Raw genomic sequence first — 16,310 nt, forward strand, 5'->3', positions numbered from 1 at the left:
ATGGATTATAGAATTATTGCTGACAGCTGTTGTGATCTGACACCGGAGCTTAAGGCAGACGGTCATTTTTTGATCGTTCCCCTTACTCTTGAGATAGGTTCATCCTATTCTGTTATTGATGATGAGAGTTTTGATCAGGCGGATTTTCTTAAACGGTCAAGAGAATCACGTGAAGGTGCCAAGACTGCATGTCCTTCTCCGGAAGCCTACAAGCAGGCAATCGTTGACAGTGATGCAGACGAAGTTTATATATTAACCATTTCAGAACATCTTTCAGGTTCTTATCAGGCTGCTGTTGTGGGCGCACAAATGTATGAAGAAGAGTTCCCTGACAGTAACAAAAAGATAAAAGTATTCAGCTCCGACGCAGCAACCGCAGGCGAGCTGAATCTCTGTATAAGTGTACAGGAACTTAAAGAAGCCGGTAAAAGCTTTGACGAGGTTGTAACCCTTATTGAGGAAAAGATACAAACCATGCAGATTTTATTTGTGCTTGGGTCTCTGGAAAATCTTCGTAAAAATGGACGACTTTCCGCAGTGAAGGTATTTATGGCTACTGCCCTTAATATAAAACCTGTAATGGTTGCAATTCATGGAGTTATACATAAGCTCGAACAGCAAAGAGGTGTCAACAAGGCCATCAAACGTATGGTTCAGCTGGCAATCGAGCGTGTTGGAGGTCCCGAAAACACCAAGGATAAGCTTTTAACCATCACACACGTTAATTGTCCTGAACGTGCAGAATATGTTAAAGAAGAGCTTCTGAAACTTGCCAGCTTCAGAAGGATCGTCATCGCGGACACCATGGGTGTTTCCACAATATATGCCGAAGATGGCGGAGTTGTAATCGCTATATAAGTAGAGAATCTTATGTTTCGTTAACAGACTGTCGGCTTCCACAATTTAAAATCTTGGTTTAGAAATAAACAAGGACAGGATAGACATTATAATCCATAAACGGATTTAACATCTATCCTGTCCTTTTTAAATGAAATATAATTTAGATGATCATTCTAAGATTACATTTTCATCAAACAATGAAAAGAAATTCTCAGCTTTACTATCGCTGCCTGTAGACAAGTCTATATTTTTCCAGAATTCAGATCTGAACCTGATGATATGTTCATCGGTATAGCCATTAAATGTCTTAAAGAAAGCCTCTGTCTTTCTGGCATTCTGTATAAGGACTTTATTTTCGGCGGTAGCTTCCTCATCGTAGGAATTGATACATTTTATGATGTGAAACTTTCCATCCTGCTCGATAACACCGGATATCTCGCCCTGTTCAAGGGCAAAGGCCGCATTGAATCGTGCGTTTTGTTCTTCAGCTCTTGAAATTGTCTTTTCAATTTCTGTATCTTCGCTGTTCTGTCTCGCATAGTATGCAAAGTTGGCGCCTTTGACATTAACCTTTTCGAGAAGATCATCTGCGGTTGCTTTATCTGAAACTATGATTTCCTGAATCCTTATGACCTTAACATCGGCATCTGCTATTTCTTCATCTTCTTCGGACACAAGGTACTGAGCTGTTTTACAGGCCAGGAAATACTCGTTATACATGGTGATGACATCTTCCAGCGTACAGTTTCCCATGATGTTTTTGTCCGCTTCCGTAAGTCCGTCATAAAACTCTCCTGAGATTCTTCTTATGGTATCCATATCGGCTGTGGATGCTACGATACCGGTCTCTTTAGCTATAAGGTTTAATGTTTTTATATCCTCAAGAAACTCCTTCATCCTGGAAACAAAATAAGGTCCGTAAGAGGTCTCAAGTTCACCTTCAAGCGGTAGCTCCCAAATAGATGTGCCTAAAGCATTTTGATACCTGTTCCTTTCGGAAAACAGAACCAGTCTGCACTGAGCTTCCGTATACTCATCAATGGCTTCTGTCCTGCCGGTTATCTCAACACCTTTACACGAAACTAAGCTGCATGCCAAAAGCATGCAGCTCAGTAAATACAATATCGTTCTTTTTAATCTTGTAATAATCATATGTTGTTTAGTATCGTAATCCTCAATATCTTGTCTTTACCGAAAAGGCTACCAGGATACCCAGAAGAGCTCCCATAAGCACCTGCAATGGCGTATGTCCGACATACTCCTTGAGTTTCATCTCAAACTCTTCCGGTTTCCAGTTAAAGGGGTTATCTTCCAACATTTTATTGAGAAGAACAGCCTGTTTTCCCGTCTCTCTCCTGACTCCCGTAGCATCATACATAACAACACTTGCAAGCACAAAACATATGGCAAAAATCGATGAGGATACACCATGTTCTATGGCTGCCGCTGTAGTCATTGAAACCACAAAAGCAGAGTGACTGGAAGGCATGCCTCCTGATCCTGTCATCCTTTCCCAGTTGATGCTTTTATTAAAATAAGCATCAATCATGGTTTTTAAAACCTGCGCCAGAAACCATGAACTGATCGCAGTTACAAGCATATAATTATCTAACAACTCAACTATAAAATCCATCTAAAATTAATATCCTATCAACCAATCATATAATTCCTGATACTTCATTGCAGAAGTTCTCCATGAGTAATCGGTTGCCATGGCACGATCTACCATCTTGTTCCAATCACGCTTACGATCATAGTAGATCTTCTCTGCATAACGTATCGTATTGAGCATTTCATGAGCATTGTAATTGGTGAAGGAGAATCCTGTTCCCTTATCCTCGTACTCATTGAATGGCTCTACTGTATCTCTCAGACCACCTGTTTCTCTGACGATAGGAACAGTTCCGTATCTAAGTGCGATAAGCTGTGAAAGACCGCATGGCTCAAAAAGTGAAGGCATGAGGTAAGCATCACATGCACCATAAATCTTATGGCTTATTTCATTGGAATAATAAATCTGAGCAGATACCTTATTACTGTACTTCCAGCCGTAATGACGGAACATATTCTCATACTTCTCATCACCGGTTCCGAGAACCACAAACTGGATATCGTCCTGGCAAAGCTCGTCCATGATACACTCAACGAGATCAAGTCCCTTCTGGTCGGTAAGTCTGGATACGATACCGATCATCATCTTGCCGGGATCTACATCCATATTCCAGTCCTGCTGAAGAGCCTTCTTGTTTCTCGCTTTTTCTTTGCGGAAATTCTTTGCACCGTAATTGAAATTCAGATATTTATCAGTCTCCGGATTCCACTCATCATAATCAATTCCGTTAACGATACCGCGGAGATCATGCTCTCTTGCTCTGAGAAGTCCATCGAGACCTTCTCCGTAGAATGGCATCTTTATTTCTTCTGCGTAGGTATCGGAAACTGTTGTGATGGCATCAGCATAAACTATACCACCCTTAAGGAGGTTGCCATCCTTCTTGCATTCCATCTTATCGGAGGTGAAATAGTAATCACTTAACTGAGTAAATCTCTGAATAGTCTTTACATCCCATACACCCTGGAACTTAAGGTTATGGATGGTAATAACCGACTTGATGGAGCGATAGAACTCTCCGCCTGCGAACTTATCATGTAAAAGTACAGGTACGAGACCGGTCTGCCAGTCATGGCAATGAATCAGATCAGGATGCCAGTCAAGTAATGGTAATGCTGAAAGAGCTGCATAACAGAAAAAGCAGAACTTCTCAAGATCCCAATACCAGTCTCCATAAGGTCTGTCTCCGGAGAAATATGACTCATTATCAATAAAGTAATAGGTCACTCCGTCTTTTTCATATTTGAGAACACCTACATAGCGGGACTGCCCGAGATAATCCATGTAAAAGTGTGTAACATACTCCATCTTCTGACGCCATTCCCATGGAATGCACATGTACTTAGGAATCATTACACGACAATCATAGTAACGCTTATCGATGGTCTTAGGAAGAGAACCAACAACATCGGCAAGTCCGCCGGTTTTGATAAAAGGAACAGACTCCGATGCAAGCATCAATACATTCTTCATATTTTTGCAGCCTCCCAACTTGTATTATGTGGTTGTTGTATCATCTTATTTAACTTAAGAATTAACACAATATAACTTCTTTTATTATACTTCTTTCAATGTGTCATTAGCAAGGTTTTTAAGCTCCCTGGCATTGGCAAGAACAGCATCTGTAACTCTTCCTCCGGCAAGAAGTCTTGCAAGCTCCATGACAGATTCATCATCTGTAAGTCTTCTGATATCTGTATGGGTATGTCCGTCCTCGGAAAGCTTTTCGATACAGAAATGAACACCTGCTTTTGCCGCGATCTGAGGCAGATGGGTTATCAATATAACCTGATGATTCTGTGCTATCTTTTTAAGCTTTTCAGATACCTTCTCTGCCGTTCTTCCGGAGATACCGGTATCAATCTCATCGAAAATAAGAGTAGGTATCTCATCTGTATCAGCCAGCACTGTTTTTATGGAAAGCATGATGCGGCTCAGCTCACCGCCGGATGCAACTTCACTTAAAGGTCTCACCGGTTCTCCCGGGTTCAGGCTGACAACAAAATGTACCTCATCCTTTCCGTTGGAGCCGGGTTCCTTCAGCTCTGAAAATGCCATATCAAAACGAACATCCAGGAATCCCATTTCAGTCATCTCGGTACGTATCCTGTCACACAGTATCTCTGCACCTTTTTTTCTTTTCGCTGTCAGCTCTTCGCAAAGCTTTAAAAGTTCTGTTTCGGATTTTTTCAGTGCCTTTTGGCACTTCTCTCTTTCCTCATCATAATCTTCCAGTAATCTGAGTCTTTCCTGTTTCTTTACGAGAGCAGCTTCGGCTTTTTCGACTGTGCCGCCATACTTCGCCATAACTCCCCGGATATAATCAAGTCGCTCTGTGATCTCCTGAAAGTCTTCCTCGTCAAAATCATTATTATCGAGATAATGATCTAGGTCCCTTATGGTATCTTCGGAAATTGACTGAAGGTCATAAAGACTGTCACTTATGTTCTGCAGACTATCATCATAATTTAATGCATCCTGTATGGACTTTATGGCTGTACTGAAATCAACCTCATCCATTACAGCTCTTGCCTTCTGAACAGAACCGTAGATTTTTTGTATATTCTGGTATTTCTTGTATTTCTGGGACAGCTCCTCTTCTTCGCCTTCCTTAAGTTCTGCCTTCTCGATGTCATCGATTTCAAACTTAAGGAAATCCAGTTCCCGGAGTCTTTCGGCTTCGTTCATATCAAAACCCGAAAGCTTATCCTTTAGCGCGGTGTATTCATGATATTTATCGTTTATGTCTTTTCTTAAGTCCGAAGTATCCTTTATCTGGAAATCATCAAGGACCTTAAGATGATAACCATCCCTTAGCAAAGACTGGTGTTCATGCTGTCCGTGAATGTCTATCAGAAGTTCGGCAACCTTCCTAAGCTTCGAAAGAGTTGCGGTTTCATCATTAATCTTAATCTCCGACCTTGTGTTGGAGATCTTTCTTTTGATGATTATCTGGCCGTCCTCCGGCTCAACATCAAGAGCACGCATCTCTGCTTCCTGATGTTTACTGAGCCCTCCGAAAACCATTTCGACGAAGCCGGATTCCTTTCCGCTTCTGATCATATCCTTGCTTCCTTTGGAACCAAGACACAGATTTATGGATCCAATCAATATGGACTTACCTGCACCGGTTTCACCTGTAAGGATATTGAGCCCCGGTCCGAACTCAACCTCCGCAGAATCAATCAGTGCAAGATCTTTTACATGTAGATGATATAGCATTTTGTCTCCTCTTTTCAGTTGATTTATCATCCGTAAATATCATAAGAAATCAGCCCATTATTTCCTGGATACGTTTCTTTATGTCTTCCGCATCCTGGGCATTTTTCATGGCACACATAATGGTATCATCTCCCGCAAGTGTACCGACGATCTTCTCAAGTCTGAACTGGTCCAATGCCGCAGCAACTGCATTGGCCATGCCTGACATGGTACGGATAACCAGAAGGTTTCCTGCTGTATCCATGCTCATGAGAGCTTCCCTCAGAACCCGTATATATTTCTCAGAGTATACCTGTTCCTCTTTTTCGATGATCTGGTAGTACTGGACTCCGTCATTGCCCGCAACCTTACTGAGCTTAAGCTCCTTAATATCTCTTGATACAGTTGCCTGAGTAACCTTATATCCTTCTTTTATCAGAATATCCGCAAGCTCTTCCTGTGTACCTATGCGCATGCGACCAACAAGCTCAATTATTTTCTGGTGCCGTGATTTCTTCATCTCAGCTCTCCTTCGTCTGCTTTATCCCGATAGTTTCTGTTATTGTTTAATGGTCAGCGTTCACTGTCCAGCTTTTCCCTTAGAGTCTCAAGGAAGCTTCCTTCTCTTAGTTTTATAAGGGTTGTAAGCTCATTTGCTTTACGTACGGTAACGAGATCACCTTCCTGAAGCTCTATCACATGCTCACCGTCAAAGGCCACCATCTCTCCGTGGGATTCGATGGTAATCTCTATACGGCTTGAAGACGGTAACACAACTGGTCTGCTGCTCGTACTGTGGGCACATATGGGAGTCATGATGATCACCGGTGATCCCGGTGCCACTATAGGTCCTCCTGCAGAAAGATTGTAGGCTGTTGAGCCTGTGGGGGTGGCAAAAAGAATTCCGTCCGCTATATAGCTGCTTAAAAACTTCCCGTCACAGACAACCGAAAACTTAGAGACCATGATGCCTTTACTGCGGGTGATTAGTATTTCGTTAAGTGCGGTTCCCCTGCCTATGACTTCACCGTTACGTCTGAGACTTCCGTGGAGCATTCCTCTTACATCTCTCAGATAATCATGTCTTATAAGTCTGTCCAGAGCTTCCGGTATCTGTTCCTTTGTGGATACTTCAGTGAGATATCCCAGGTGCCCTGCATTGATACCAAGCATAGGGGTATCCTGGCCTCTCAGTACTCCGGCAATCCTCAGCATGGTGCCGTCCCCGCCGATGCTGACAATGGCATCAGCATCATTGAAATCGTCTCTTGTGTAATTTTCCTGAAGAAGGGCCCTGTGATGAACTCCCCTTGAATCAAGGTACTCTTCTACAGTCTTCAGAAAATCCAGAGCTTCTGTTTTACTTTTATTCACAACCAGTATTACATTCATGTTAGTCTCGTTTATTATCAGATCTGATTTAGCTTGGCAGTCCCCTGAGATTTTTGTTCTCAGGAAGTATTCTTCAAGCCAGAGTTACAGTGTATTATTTTTTTATGTCCGGCAAATCATATGAAGTATCAACAATCACTTTATGTCCGGAATATCGTGTGACGCATCAATAATCACTTTATGTCCAGCATATCATGTGACGCATCAACGATCTTTACTGCCTCATCATGAAGCCATGTAAGATCTGTTTCTTCGCTTTCCCCGGGCACAAGTTCCGCAAGATACTCGATATTGCCTTCAGGTCCTTTTATGGGGCTGAAGGTAAGTCCTTTAAGAACGAAACCTATGGAGTAGGCAAAGGACAATGTCTTTTCAATAACTTCTGTGTGTACCTTTTTATCCCGCACAACTCCCTTTTTCCCAACCTGGTCTCTTCCGGCTTCGAACTGGGGCTTGATAAGGCAGACCACCTGGCAGTCATCATTGATAAGTGTCTTAACAACGGGAAGCACCAGCTTCAGACTTATAAAACTCACATCGATGGAAACAAGGCTTGCCTTCTCGCCGAGATCTTCAGGTGTCACATACCTGATGTTGGTTTTTTCCATACATACGACGCGTTCATCATTCCGGAGCTTCCAGTCAAGCTGTCCGTGTCCCACGTCTATGGCAAATACCTTTACTGCTCCGTTCTGAAGCATGCAGTCTGTAAATCCTCCGGTGCTGGCGCCTATGTCGAGGCATACCTTTCCTTCGCAGGAAACACCGAATTCTTTAATAGCTTTTTCAAGTTTAAGTCCTCCTCGCGAAACATATGGAAGGACATTTCCTCTTACTTCAATTGAAACCTCAGGATCAAATGTTGTTCCGGCCTTATCTTCCTTTTGTCCGTCAACATATACGATTCCTGCCATTATCGTACGTTTTGCTTTTTCTCTTGATTCCGCAAGACCCTTATTTACAAGCAAAACATCCAGTCTTTCTTTTTTCAATATTATCCCTCTTCCTCACATCCGAAATCAATGATGCCCTTTTCACTCAGAAGCTTCATGACTGATTCACTGTCAATCTGAAGTCCTTCCCTGAGCTTTGTAACATTACCATGCTCTACATATTTGTCGGGAAGGGTAATTGTGACAACTTTTGTTCCGGGATGATTCTCATGAACATAAGCCTCAACCTGTATGCCAAAGCCGCCTTGCTTGACATTTTCCTCAAGTGTAACTATGACCTTATGATCCTTGACAAGTTCATCGATCACATGGGTATCTATGGGTTTTACAAAACGGGCATTAATGAGAGTCAGATCATAGCCTCTTTTTATCGCCTTATCTCTGATATGTTCGGCGGTGGAAACCATGGAACCTGCCGCAAAAAGGGCAATGTCTTTTCCTTTAAATATTATCTCTGACCTGCCATACTCTATAGGCTCCTTAAACTCACTGAGACCCTGATAAGCCACGCCTCTCGGATACCTGATGCTTATAGGAAGAGGATACTTCATGGCAAATTCCATCATCATCTCAAGTTCACCTGCATTCTTAGGTGCCATCACAGTCATGTTAGGGATGGATGTAAGGAAACTGTAGTCAAAAATACCCTGATGAGTCTCTCCGTCAGAACCCACAAGACCTGCTCTGTCAATGCAGAAAACCACAGGGAGCTTCTGAAGACAGACATCATGAACTATCTGATCGTAGGCCCTCTGCAAAAAGCTTGAGTAAACCGCAAATACAGGCTTAAGTCCGTTGGAAGCCATGCCCGCAGCGCTGGTTACAGCATGCTGCTCAGCTATACCCACATCAAAAAATCTGTTGGGGAACTCCTCGGAAAATCTGGTGAGTCCGGTACCATCCGGCATAGCTGCAGTGATTCCGACAATCTTCTTATTGTCCTTTGCAAGCTCACATATTTTGTCTGAGAATACTTCTGTGTAGGTCTTTCCTCCGTTTGAGAGAGGCTTCCCGGTATTAACATTGAAAGGAGAAACCCCGTGATATCTTGCAGGGAATCTTTCCGCAGGTTTATAGCCCTTGCCCTTCTTTGTGATCACATGAACAAGGACCGCATGATTGATGCGTTTTGCCTCATTAATGGTGCGTTCAACCTCTTTTATATTGTGGCCGTCTATAGGACCGAGGTAAGTGATACCCATATCCTCAAAAAGCATTCCCGGAATAACCAGCTGCTTAAGAGAGTTTTTTGCCTGCTGTATCTGATGAACGAGGGCTTCACCAACCACAGGAACTTTCAAAAGAGTTCCTCCCACATCAACCTTCAGACGGTTATACCCGCTGGCAGAACGAAGACCGTTGAGATACTTAGACATTCCGCCTACATTTTTGGATATAGACATCTTGTTGTCATTGAGAACAATTATAAAATTTTTCTTCATGCGGGAAGCATTGTTGAGACCTTCGTAGGCGAGACCACCGGTGAGTGAACCGTCTCCTATAACGGAAACCACTGTATAGTTTTCACCTTTTATATCTCTGGCTTCAGCGATACCCATACCGGCAGAAATGGAGGTGGAACTATGTCCGGTTCCGAAGCAGTCGTAAGGACTTTCTGCACGTTTCGGAAATCCGCTTATTCCATGGTACTGTCTGAGCCCGTCAAAATCGTCCTTTCTGCCGGAAAGGATTTTATGAGTGTATGCCTGATGTCCGACATCCCATACTATCTTATCCTTAGGAAGGTCAAGTGCTCTGAATAAACCTATGGTCAGCTCCACTACGCCGAGATTTGACGCAAGATGTCCGCCGTACTCAGATGTTTTTTCTATTATGAATTTTCTGATTTCGGATGCAAGCTGCTGAAGCTCCTTATCATTTAGCTTCTTAAGATCAGCAGGTCCGTGTATATCATCAAGTAACATTTCGATAACTTTCTTTTATTTTTTACGATGGATCAAAAGATCTGTAAGTGAAATGAGGAAGGCCCGGGCGTCTTCATTGACACCCTCTAACTCTGTGAAACTGTCAATAGCTTCATGGGAAAGTTTTTTCACCTCAGCTCCGGCTTTTTCAAGTCCGTAAATGGAAACATAGGTGGTTTTCTGATTTTCTTCATCAGAATGTATAGGTTTTCCAAGTTCTTCCACTGTACTTGTTTCGTCTAAAACATCATCCTGTATCTGGAAGGCTACGCCTATCTTTTCGCCGATACCGGAAAGCTTTTTCAGATCATCCTCCGAAGCTCCCCCGAGTTCTGCTCCGATCATAAGAGCGCACTGGAGAAGTGCACCGGTCTTTAATCTGTAAATGAACATAAGCTGCTCATCACTTAAGGCTTTTCCTGTCATCTCTACATCAACTGACTGGCCGCCCAGCATTCCGTAGATACCGGATTTACCGGAAAGGATATTTACGGCTTTCACAAATGCCTGAGAGGATTCCGCCAATGTTTCGGCCGGGACATCAGTCTCTCCTGATCTCACTTTTTTAAGCTGCCGGTCAAATACCCCGGAAACCAGTTCAAAGGCGTAGAGTGTCAGTCCGTCTCCTGCAAGAGTACCCATATCCTCCCCATACTTATACCAGGTAGACTCCCTTCCTCTTCTGTATTTATCATTATCCATGCATGGAAGGTCATCATGACAGAGGCTGAAAGTGTGGATCATCTCCAGCGCAGTCATAAAGGAATGAACCACCGGGAGAAGGAACTCGTATTTTTCATTGCTCATCATATCTTTATAAAGCTCAAAGCTTTTCAGCATTAGCATGGGTCTTATGCGTTTTCCGCCTGCCTCAACTGAATAATCCATGGCATCGATAACAAGCTTCTGGAGGCCCTCCCGCTCAGGAAGATATGACTCTATAATTTCATTTATATTCTTAACTGTAAGCTCAAATTCATGAGAGAATTCCATCTTCATCCAACACCTTTACCTGTTTTTCAATCTTATCGATACTTAGAGAAGCCTCCTTCAGAAGAGACACACCTTTTTTATACATTTCAAAGGTCTTCTCAAGGCTGTCTTCTGTTTCCATACTTTCAAGGATCTCATCAAGTTCCGAAAATACTTCATTTAAAGGTTTTTTATTTTCATCAGCCTCAACGCCATTTACATAAGGATTTTTCTTTTTCACCGGCATACATCGTTCCTCCCGGAAAATCTTATTGATTTAAAAACGTAAATTCTTTCTGTCACATTCAACATTTTTAATTAACAAACGTTAATCACCTTTACAGATCAGGATTCATTAACAGATTCAATTCTGCTCTTGATGCTGCCGTCCTTCAAGGTTGTTGTGATAACTGAGCCAATGCTTACATCTTTCACACTTGAAACCTTGCCTCCGTCTTCATTTTGAAGATATCCGTAACCTGAGGATAGCTTACGTAAAGGACTTACCGCTTCAAGCTTTTCAGTATGGATCAAAAGTCTGTGTTTTGATTTCTCAATACTCTGCCTCATGACAGAAGGCAGATGTTCATAATCTCTGAGTCTGTTTCTTGACTTTAGCAGGCGGTCTCTCATGATGTTTTTAAACTCATCATAATCCTTTAACCGTTCTTTTTCGTCGGTCAGTTTATCCTGCATAAGCTGCTTCAGCTCATTTTTATACAGTATCTCCCTCTTTTGATACTCGCTGAGAATAGACTTGGGACTATGCTGATTGATCTTCAGCTTATACATGGAAAGCTTTTGGCGTTCATCCAGAATATGCTCTGACATGGAAGCATCCAGAGTTGCCCGGTAACCTGAAAGATCATTAAAAAGTTTATCAAGATCAAATACAGCCAGTTCGGCTCCAGCACTGGGGGTTGGAGCTCTCAGATCAGCAACAAAATCGGCAATTGTGGTATCTGTTTCATGACCTACAGCACTAATCACAGGTGTGTCGGCATCAAATATTGCCTGTGCCACTATTCTTTCATTAAATGCCCAAAGGTCCTCGATGGAGCCTCCGCCTCTTCCGACGATAATGACATCAAGTCCCATAAGATCCAGAGTTTTAATGCCTCTGACTATAGACTCGGCGGAACCTTCGCCCTGAACCTGTGCCGGATACAGAGTGATATCTACATATGGATTACGTCTTTTCGCAATCTGAATGATATCTCTTACAGCTGCACCGGTCTTGGCAGTAACCACACCTATCTTTCCGGCATATTGGGGAATCGGTTTCTTATACATTTCATCAAACATCCCCATTTCGGAAAGTTCTTTTTTCAGCTGTTCAAACTTTACATAGAGATCTCCAAGTCCGTCTGCGGTGAAGCTTTTGGCATAAATCTGATAACTTCCGCCCTTTTCATATACACCTACATTTCCGGTGCAAAGGACACTCATGCCATCCTCTAACTTAAACTGAAGCCCCGCACGATCTCCGGCAAACATGATGCCGGAAATCTGCGAAGCTGTATCTTTTAAAGTAAAGTAAATATGACCTGAAGAATGATATTTCAGATTTGATATCTCGCCTTTTATGGTAATGCCTGAAAGGGCAAAATCCTGAGCGAACATATTGGCAATATAGCGATTCAGCTGTGATACTGAATATGCTCGATTCGGCTTATTCATAACTTACTTATTATTCTTATTGATAAGGATATGAACACTCTTACCTTCCGAAGACTTCTTTTCTGTTATCTCGCCCTGAAGCTTACGGGGAGCTTTTTCTACTCTGGTAGACTCACGGCTGCCATCAACAAGTCTTGCAAGAACTCCGTTAACGAAAGATCCTGATTCGTTACCACCATACTTTTTAGCAAGCTCTATGGCTTCGTTTATAGCTACCTTCTCGGGGATGTCGTCATCATAGCTTATCTCATAAAGCGCGAGACGTATGGCTGTAAGATCAGTTTTTGTCATACGGTCTGTCTTCCAGCCTTCAGCTGATGAATTGATCCTTTCATCAAGTTCAGGAAGCTTATCTACGATCTTTTGTACTGCAGCTTCAAGTTCCTGCTGTTCTTCCTCGGAAACATTCTCAACCCTGAAGAGTACATCGCCGTCTTCATAATCAGGTGAAGCAAAATAGCTCTCCATCTGTGCAGGGATCTCATCTCCGGGATAAAACTGTGTGGAGAAAAGAAGTTTAAATTTGTGATCTCTTTCTTCTCGCTTATTCATATCTGTCCTATCTATATATTATTTCTATATTGCAAATGATTTAGTCATTTGTTTACGATCAATAGTTATACCTTTCGATAGTATAATTTTTGAACTTTACTCTGTGGTGACAACGCCGGAAATCTTAACATTAACATCAAGCACGTTAAGTCCTGTCATGGATTCTATGGCCTGAACAACCTTTTCCTGTACGTTCTTTGATACCTCAGGTATGGAGTAACCATATTTAACATTGAGACTTAAATTTACGGATACATGTCCTTCTTCTATGCTGGTGGTAACTCCCTTACTGAGGTCCTTGATACCCATTCTGGAAATGATCTCACCTGACCATCCTCCGTCCATGGAATCAACACCCTCTGTTTCTGTGGCAGCAATGCCTGCGATGATGGCAACAACCTCATCTGCGATTATCACCTGACCATCATCATCTTTTGAATATACAACGTGAGTCATTCTCTCCTGATTCTGTTCCATTAAGAGCCTCCCTTAAAAGTTGTGCAAATGCACATTTTACAGACATCTGCCTGATTTGTACAGAATATTTTCAGATTTAGGCATAGTCCGACAAATTTTTTTGTAATCTTGCGTCTATGATAGCACAATTCTGTATATTATGCATTAGGGAATCTTTTATACAAAAACCTGACTCCGAATTTATCTTTGATAAGCCGGTGAAAGTATGTGCCGTAGCTTAGACCGTTATATATTCTTTCAGTTTCTCATAGGTCTTGTCTCCTATTCGCTTTACATTTTTTATTTCTTCGATATCCGCAAACCCACCATACTTTTCCCTGTAATCGATAATGTTTTTGGCGGTTGCCGGTCCGACTCCCGGAAGAGATTCAAGTTCCTTCTGAGTGGCACTGTTAAGATTGATGCGATCTCCGGAATCATTATCCGCAGATGCCAGGGTTTCGATATCATCTGATCCATCAGATTCTTTATTATTTTGTACTTTCTCATCCGAGTCTGCATCAATCAATCCTTCCAGACTTTCAACATTTGAGAATTCTTCATCTGCTGATGAAAATTCAGTTGATTCTTTACCACGATTCTTTCCCGAATCTTCATTCTCGGAATCCACTCCGTATCCTTCTTTTTCTATAATAATCTTTGAAGACTTCTGTTCCGAGAAGGCATAGGCTGAATTATCCTTTTCCCTGCCTTTGGTCACATACCATAGTCCGCATAATACCATCAAGCCTATAATTATCAGTTGTTTTACTTTCTCGAGTTTTTTTTGCAGTTTATATTTATTCTTTTCAGTCATATATTTTATTCACTTTCTTTATATTAAATATTACTTTTATGCAACCAGATTTAACTTGACAGTTTTTCCTCATAGCTTATAATTTCTATGTAAACGCTAGGGGCGCTTTTGCTGAGATGATCTAAGGATCAACCCTTTTTACCTGATCAGGTTAGTACCTGCGTAGGGAAGCAAATATCTGACTATCCATGTCCGGATAGTAGTCTGCCCCTCCATTTTAAGGAGGTTTTTTTTATGTCAAAAAATGTCAGAACACTCGCTTACTGTGCGCTTTGCATCGCACTGGCTACCGTAACTTCAATGATCAAGGTCTTTGAATTTCCTACGGGCGGAGCTATCACTCTATGTTCCATGCTTTTCGCAACTCTTCCGGGTTTTCTTTTCGGACCTGTAGTCGGTCTCGTTTCCGGTGTAACTTATGGAATTCTCCAGTTTATTCTGGAGCCTTTTGTTCTTTCACCTGTGCAGGTTATCCTTGATTACATTCTTGCTTTTGGTGCTTTTGGTGTGTCAGGTTTCTTCTGCAGCAGGAAGAATGGGCTGTTCATCGGATATCTGGCAGCCTGTTGTCTTAGATGGTTCTTTTCTTTCTTATCAGGTTGGGTTTTCTGGGGCGAATATGCCTGGAGTGGTTGGAATCCGGCCGCTTACTCTGCGGTTTACAATTTGATCTACATCGGGGCTGAGGCGCTCGTGACTGTTGTGCTGTTGAAGGCCACTTCGGTATTCCATGCGTTTGACAGAGTGAAGGCTACGGTGGCTACGCAGGGTTAGTGATAAACCGGACCTTAAGGGATGTATTGGTGTATTGTAGTACTAAAAAATGATTTTAACAATGTCTGTTTTTAGACTATATATGAATGTGAAAATGCCCGAGCAGTCTGAAAGACCGGCTCGGGCATATGTTTTATTTCTGGATATTTATGGATGCAAATAACAGCACCTAAGAGTAGGCAAGACCACCTTGGTGCTGTTTACATAAATAATCATTAAAGGTTTTTCTGGAGTTTTGTGGCTTCGACGAGGTGCTGGGCAAGGACGGCAGTGGTTACGGTACCTACGCCGCCGGGGACGGGGGTTGCGGCTGAGGCTTTGAGGACGATCTGATCCCAGTCGCAGTCTCCGCAGAGGTTGCCCTGTTCGTCAACGTTAATTCCGACATCAATGACGGTGGCATCTTCTCTGACGTAACCGCTGCTTATTTTTTTGGCTTTACCGATGGCGGCAACTACGATGTCTGCTTCACTGGCAACGGCTTTGATGTTTTCTGTTTTTGAGTGACAGACTGTAACTGTGGCGTTCTCTTTGAGAAGGAGCATGGAGAGGGGTTTTCCTACTACCATGGATCTTCCGATTACGCAGACACGCTTTCCGGCCATTTCGATATTGTAGTCCTTGAGGATTTCCACAACTGCCTGTGCGGTGCAGGGGGCAAATGCATGCTTGTCACCACGCATCACACCGGCAACATTGGCATCTGTAATTCCATCAAGATCCTTTAGAGGATTCATTTTTTTCAGCATTGCCTCTTCGTCTATCTGTGCGGGAAGAGGTCTCATAACAAGGATTCCCTGGATTTCAGGGTCATCATTTATGAAGTCAAAGACTTCCTGGAATTCTTCGTTGGTGCAGTTTGCCGGAAGCTCATAATCCTTTACTTCCAGTCCGTAATCCACAAATCGTTTTTTGATGCTTCTTTCATAGGCGATGTCGTCTTCCTTCTCACCTACTCTCAGTACTGCGAGAGCCGGAAGGATTCCGTTGTACTTTCCCACAAAGTCCAGGCATTCGCCCTTTATTCTGTCTGCAATAAGCTTTCCTCTTAATTCTTTCATTTTTCTCCTTTATATGATAATTATATTGTGCCTGGTTCAGTTTCAGGTCCCGGCATCCTTCTGCAAAACAGAGCT

The 16,310-nt window shown here is 42.5% G+C and carries 17 protein-coding genes and 1 riboswitch; of the genes, 2 read left to right on the forward strand and 15 right to left on the reverse strand.

The features are described from left to right. Positions 1-858 carry a DegV family protein gene (locus T357_RS0105340; RefSeq protein WP_031549517.1) on the forward strand — a complete coding sequence of 286 codons (858 nt, stop codon included), beginning with the start codon at positions 1-3 and terminating at the stop codon, positions 856-858. 150 nt (positions 859-1,008) lie between these two features. On the opposite strand, the gene T357_RS0105345 is transcribed toward T357_RS0105340, so the two are convergent. The 14 genes from T357_RS0105345 to T357_RS20045 form a co-directional block, all read right to left on the reverse strand. After that, a complete protein-coding gene (locus T357_RS0105345; RefSeq protein WP_442944862.1) occupies positions 1,009-1,944 on the reverse strand; it encodes a peptidylprolyl isomerase in 936 nt (311 codons plus the stop codon). A 70-nt stretch (positions 1,945-2,014) separates the two neighbouring features. Next, positions 2,015-2,473, reverse strand: a complete 459-nt coding sequence (locus T357_RS0105350) for a divergent PAP2 family protein (RefSeq protein ID WP_031549520.1) — start codon at positions 2,471-2,473, stop codon at positions 2,015-2,017. A 6-nt stretch (positions 2,474-2,479) separates the two neighbouring features. Continuing rightward, entirely contained in the window at positions 2,480-3,925 is a 1,446-nt protein-coding gene (gene glgA / locus T357_RS0105355) for a glycogen synthase GlgA (RefSeq protein ID WP_031549522.1), read from the reverse strand. A gap of 84 nt (positions 3,926-4,009) precedes the next feature. Continuing rightward, entirely contained in the window at positions 4,010-5,674 is a 1,665-nt protein-coding gene (gene recN, locus T357_RS0105360; protein ID WP_031549524.1) for a DNA repair protein RecN, read from the reverse strand. Positions 5,675-5,723: 49 nt separating this feature from the next. Next, on the reverse strand, positions 5,724-6,173 hold the full coding sequence (gene argR, locus T357_RS0105365) for an arginine repressor (RefSeq protein WP_031549526.1): 450 nt from the start codon (positions 6,171-6,173) through the stop codon (positions 5,724-5,726). A gap of 53 nt (positions 6,174-6,226) precedes the next feature. After that, positions 6,227-7,045 (reverse strand): NAD(+)/NADH kinase, encoded by an 819-nt coding sequence (locus tag T357_RS0105370; RefSeq protein ID WP_031549528.1) that lies wholly within the window; start codon positions 7,043-7,045, stop codon positions 6,227-6,229. A gap of 173 nt (positions 7,046-7,218) precedes the next feature. Then, positions 7,219-8,037, reverse strand: a complete 819-nt coding sequence (locus T357_RS0105375; protein WP_031549530.1) for a TlyA family RNA methyltransferase — start codon at positions 8,035-8,037, stop codon at positions 7,219-7,221. A gap of 2 nt (positions 8,038-8,039) precedes the next feature. Continuing rightward, positions 8,040-9,923: a 1-deoxy-D-xylulose-5-phosphate synthase gene (dxs, locus tag T357_RS0105380; RefSeq protein ID WP_031549532.1), complete on the reverse strand. Its 1,884-nt coding sequence runs from the start codon at positions 9,921-9,923 to the stop codon at positions 8,040-8,042. 15 nt (positions 9,924-9,938) lie between these two features. Then, on the reverse strand, positions 9,939-10,922 hold the full coding sequence (locus T357_RS0105385) for a polyprenyl synthetase family protein (protein WP_155991257.1): 984 nt from the start codon (positions 10,920-10,922) through the stop codon (positions 9,939-9,941). Further along, positions 10,900-11,136 (reverse strand): exodeoxyribonuclease VII small subunit, encoded by a 237-nt coding sequence (locus T357_RS19035; RefSeq protein ID WP_242840065.1) that lies wholly within the window; start codon positions 11,134-11,136, stop codon positions 10,900-10,902. The genes T357_RS0105385 and T357_RS19035 overlap by 23 nt, the downstream gene beginning before the upstream one ends. Positions 11,137-11,240: 104 nt before the next feature. Beyond that, positions 11,241-12,575 (reverse strand): exodeoxyribonuclease VII large subunit, encoded by a 1,335-nt coding sequence (xseA, locus tag T357_RS0105395; RefSeq protein WP_031549538.1) that lies wholly within the window; start codon positions 12,573-12,575, stop codon positions 11,241-11,243. 3 nt (positions 12,576-12,578) lie between these two features. Next, positions 12,579-13,127 (reverse strand): transcription antitermination factor NusB, encoded by a 549-nt coding sequence (gene nusB, locus T357_RS19040; protein WP_044916223.1) that lies wholly within the window; start codon positions 13,125-13,127, stop codon positions 12,579-12,581. A gap of 96 nt (positions 13,128-13,223) precedes the next feature. Beyond that, positions 13,224-13,604, reverse strand: a complete 381-nt coding sequence (locus T357_RS0105405) for an Asp23/Gls24 family envelope stress response protein (RefSeq protein WP_031549540.1) — start codon at positions 13,602-13,604, stop codon at positions 13,224-13,226. Positions 13,605-13,821: 217 nt separating this feature from the next. Beyond that, a complete protein-coding gene (locus tag T357_RS20045; protein ID WP_049962292.1) occupies positions 13,822-14,400 on the reverse strand; it encodes a ComEA family DNA-binding protein in 579 nt (192 codons plus the stop codon). 88 nt (positions 14,401-14,488) lie between these two features. After that, positions 14,489-14,586: riboswitch (TPP riboswitch) on the forward strand. Between the two features lie 48 nt (positions 14,587-14,634). Here T357_RS20045 and thiT point away from each other — a divergent pair. After that, positions 14,635-15,174, forward strand: a complete 540-nt coding sequence (thiT, locus tag T357_RS0105415; RefSeq protein WP_044916225.1) for an energy-coupled thiamine transporter ThiT — start codon at positions 14,635-14,637, stop codon at positions 15,172-15,174. 215 nt (positions 15,175-15,389) lie between these two features. Here the strand turns inward: thiT and T357_RS0105420 are convergent, their stop codons facing one another. After that, positions 15,390-16,235: a bifunctional 5,10-methylenetetrahydrofolate dehydrogenase/5,10-methenyltetrahydrofolate cyclohydrolase gene (locus T357_RS0105420; RefSeq protein ID WP_031549546.1), complete on the reverse strand. Its 846-nt coding sequence runs from the start codon at positions 16,233-16,235 to the stop codon at positions 15,390-15,392. Positions 16,236-16,310: the final 75 nt, after the last annotated feature.

Origin of the sequence: Oribacterium sp. FC2011 (assembly GCF_000701645.1) — a bacterium.
Taxonomy (GTDB): Bacteria; Bacillota; Clostridia; order Lachnospirales; family Lachnospiraceae; genus Oribacterium.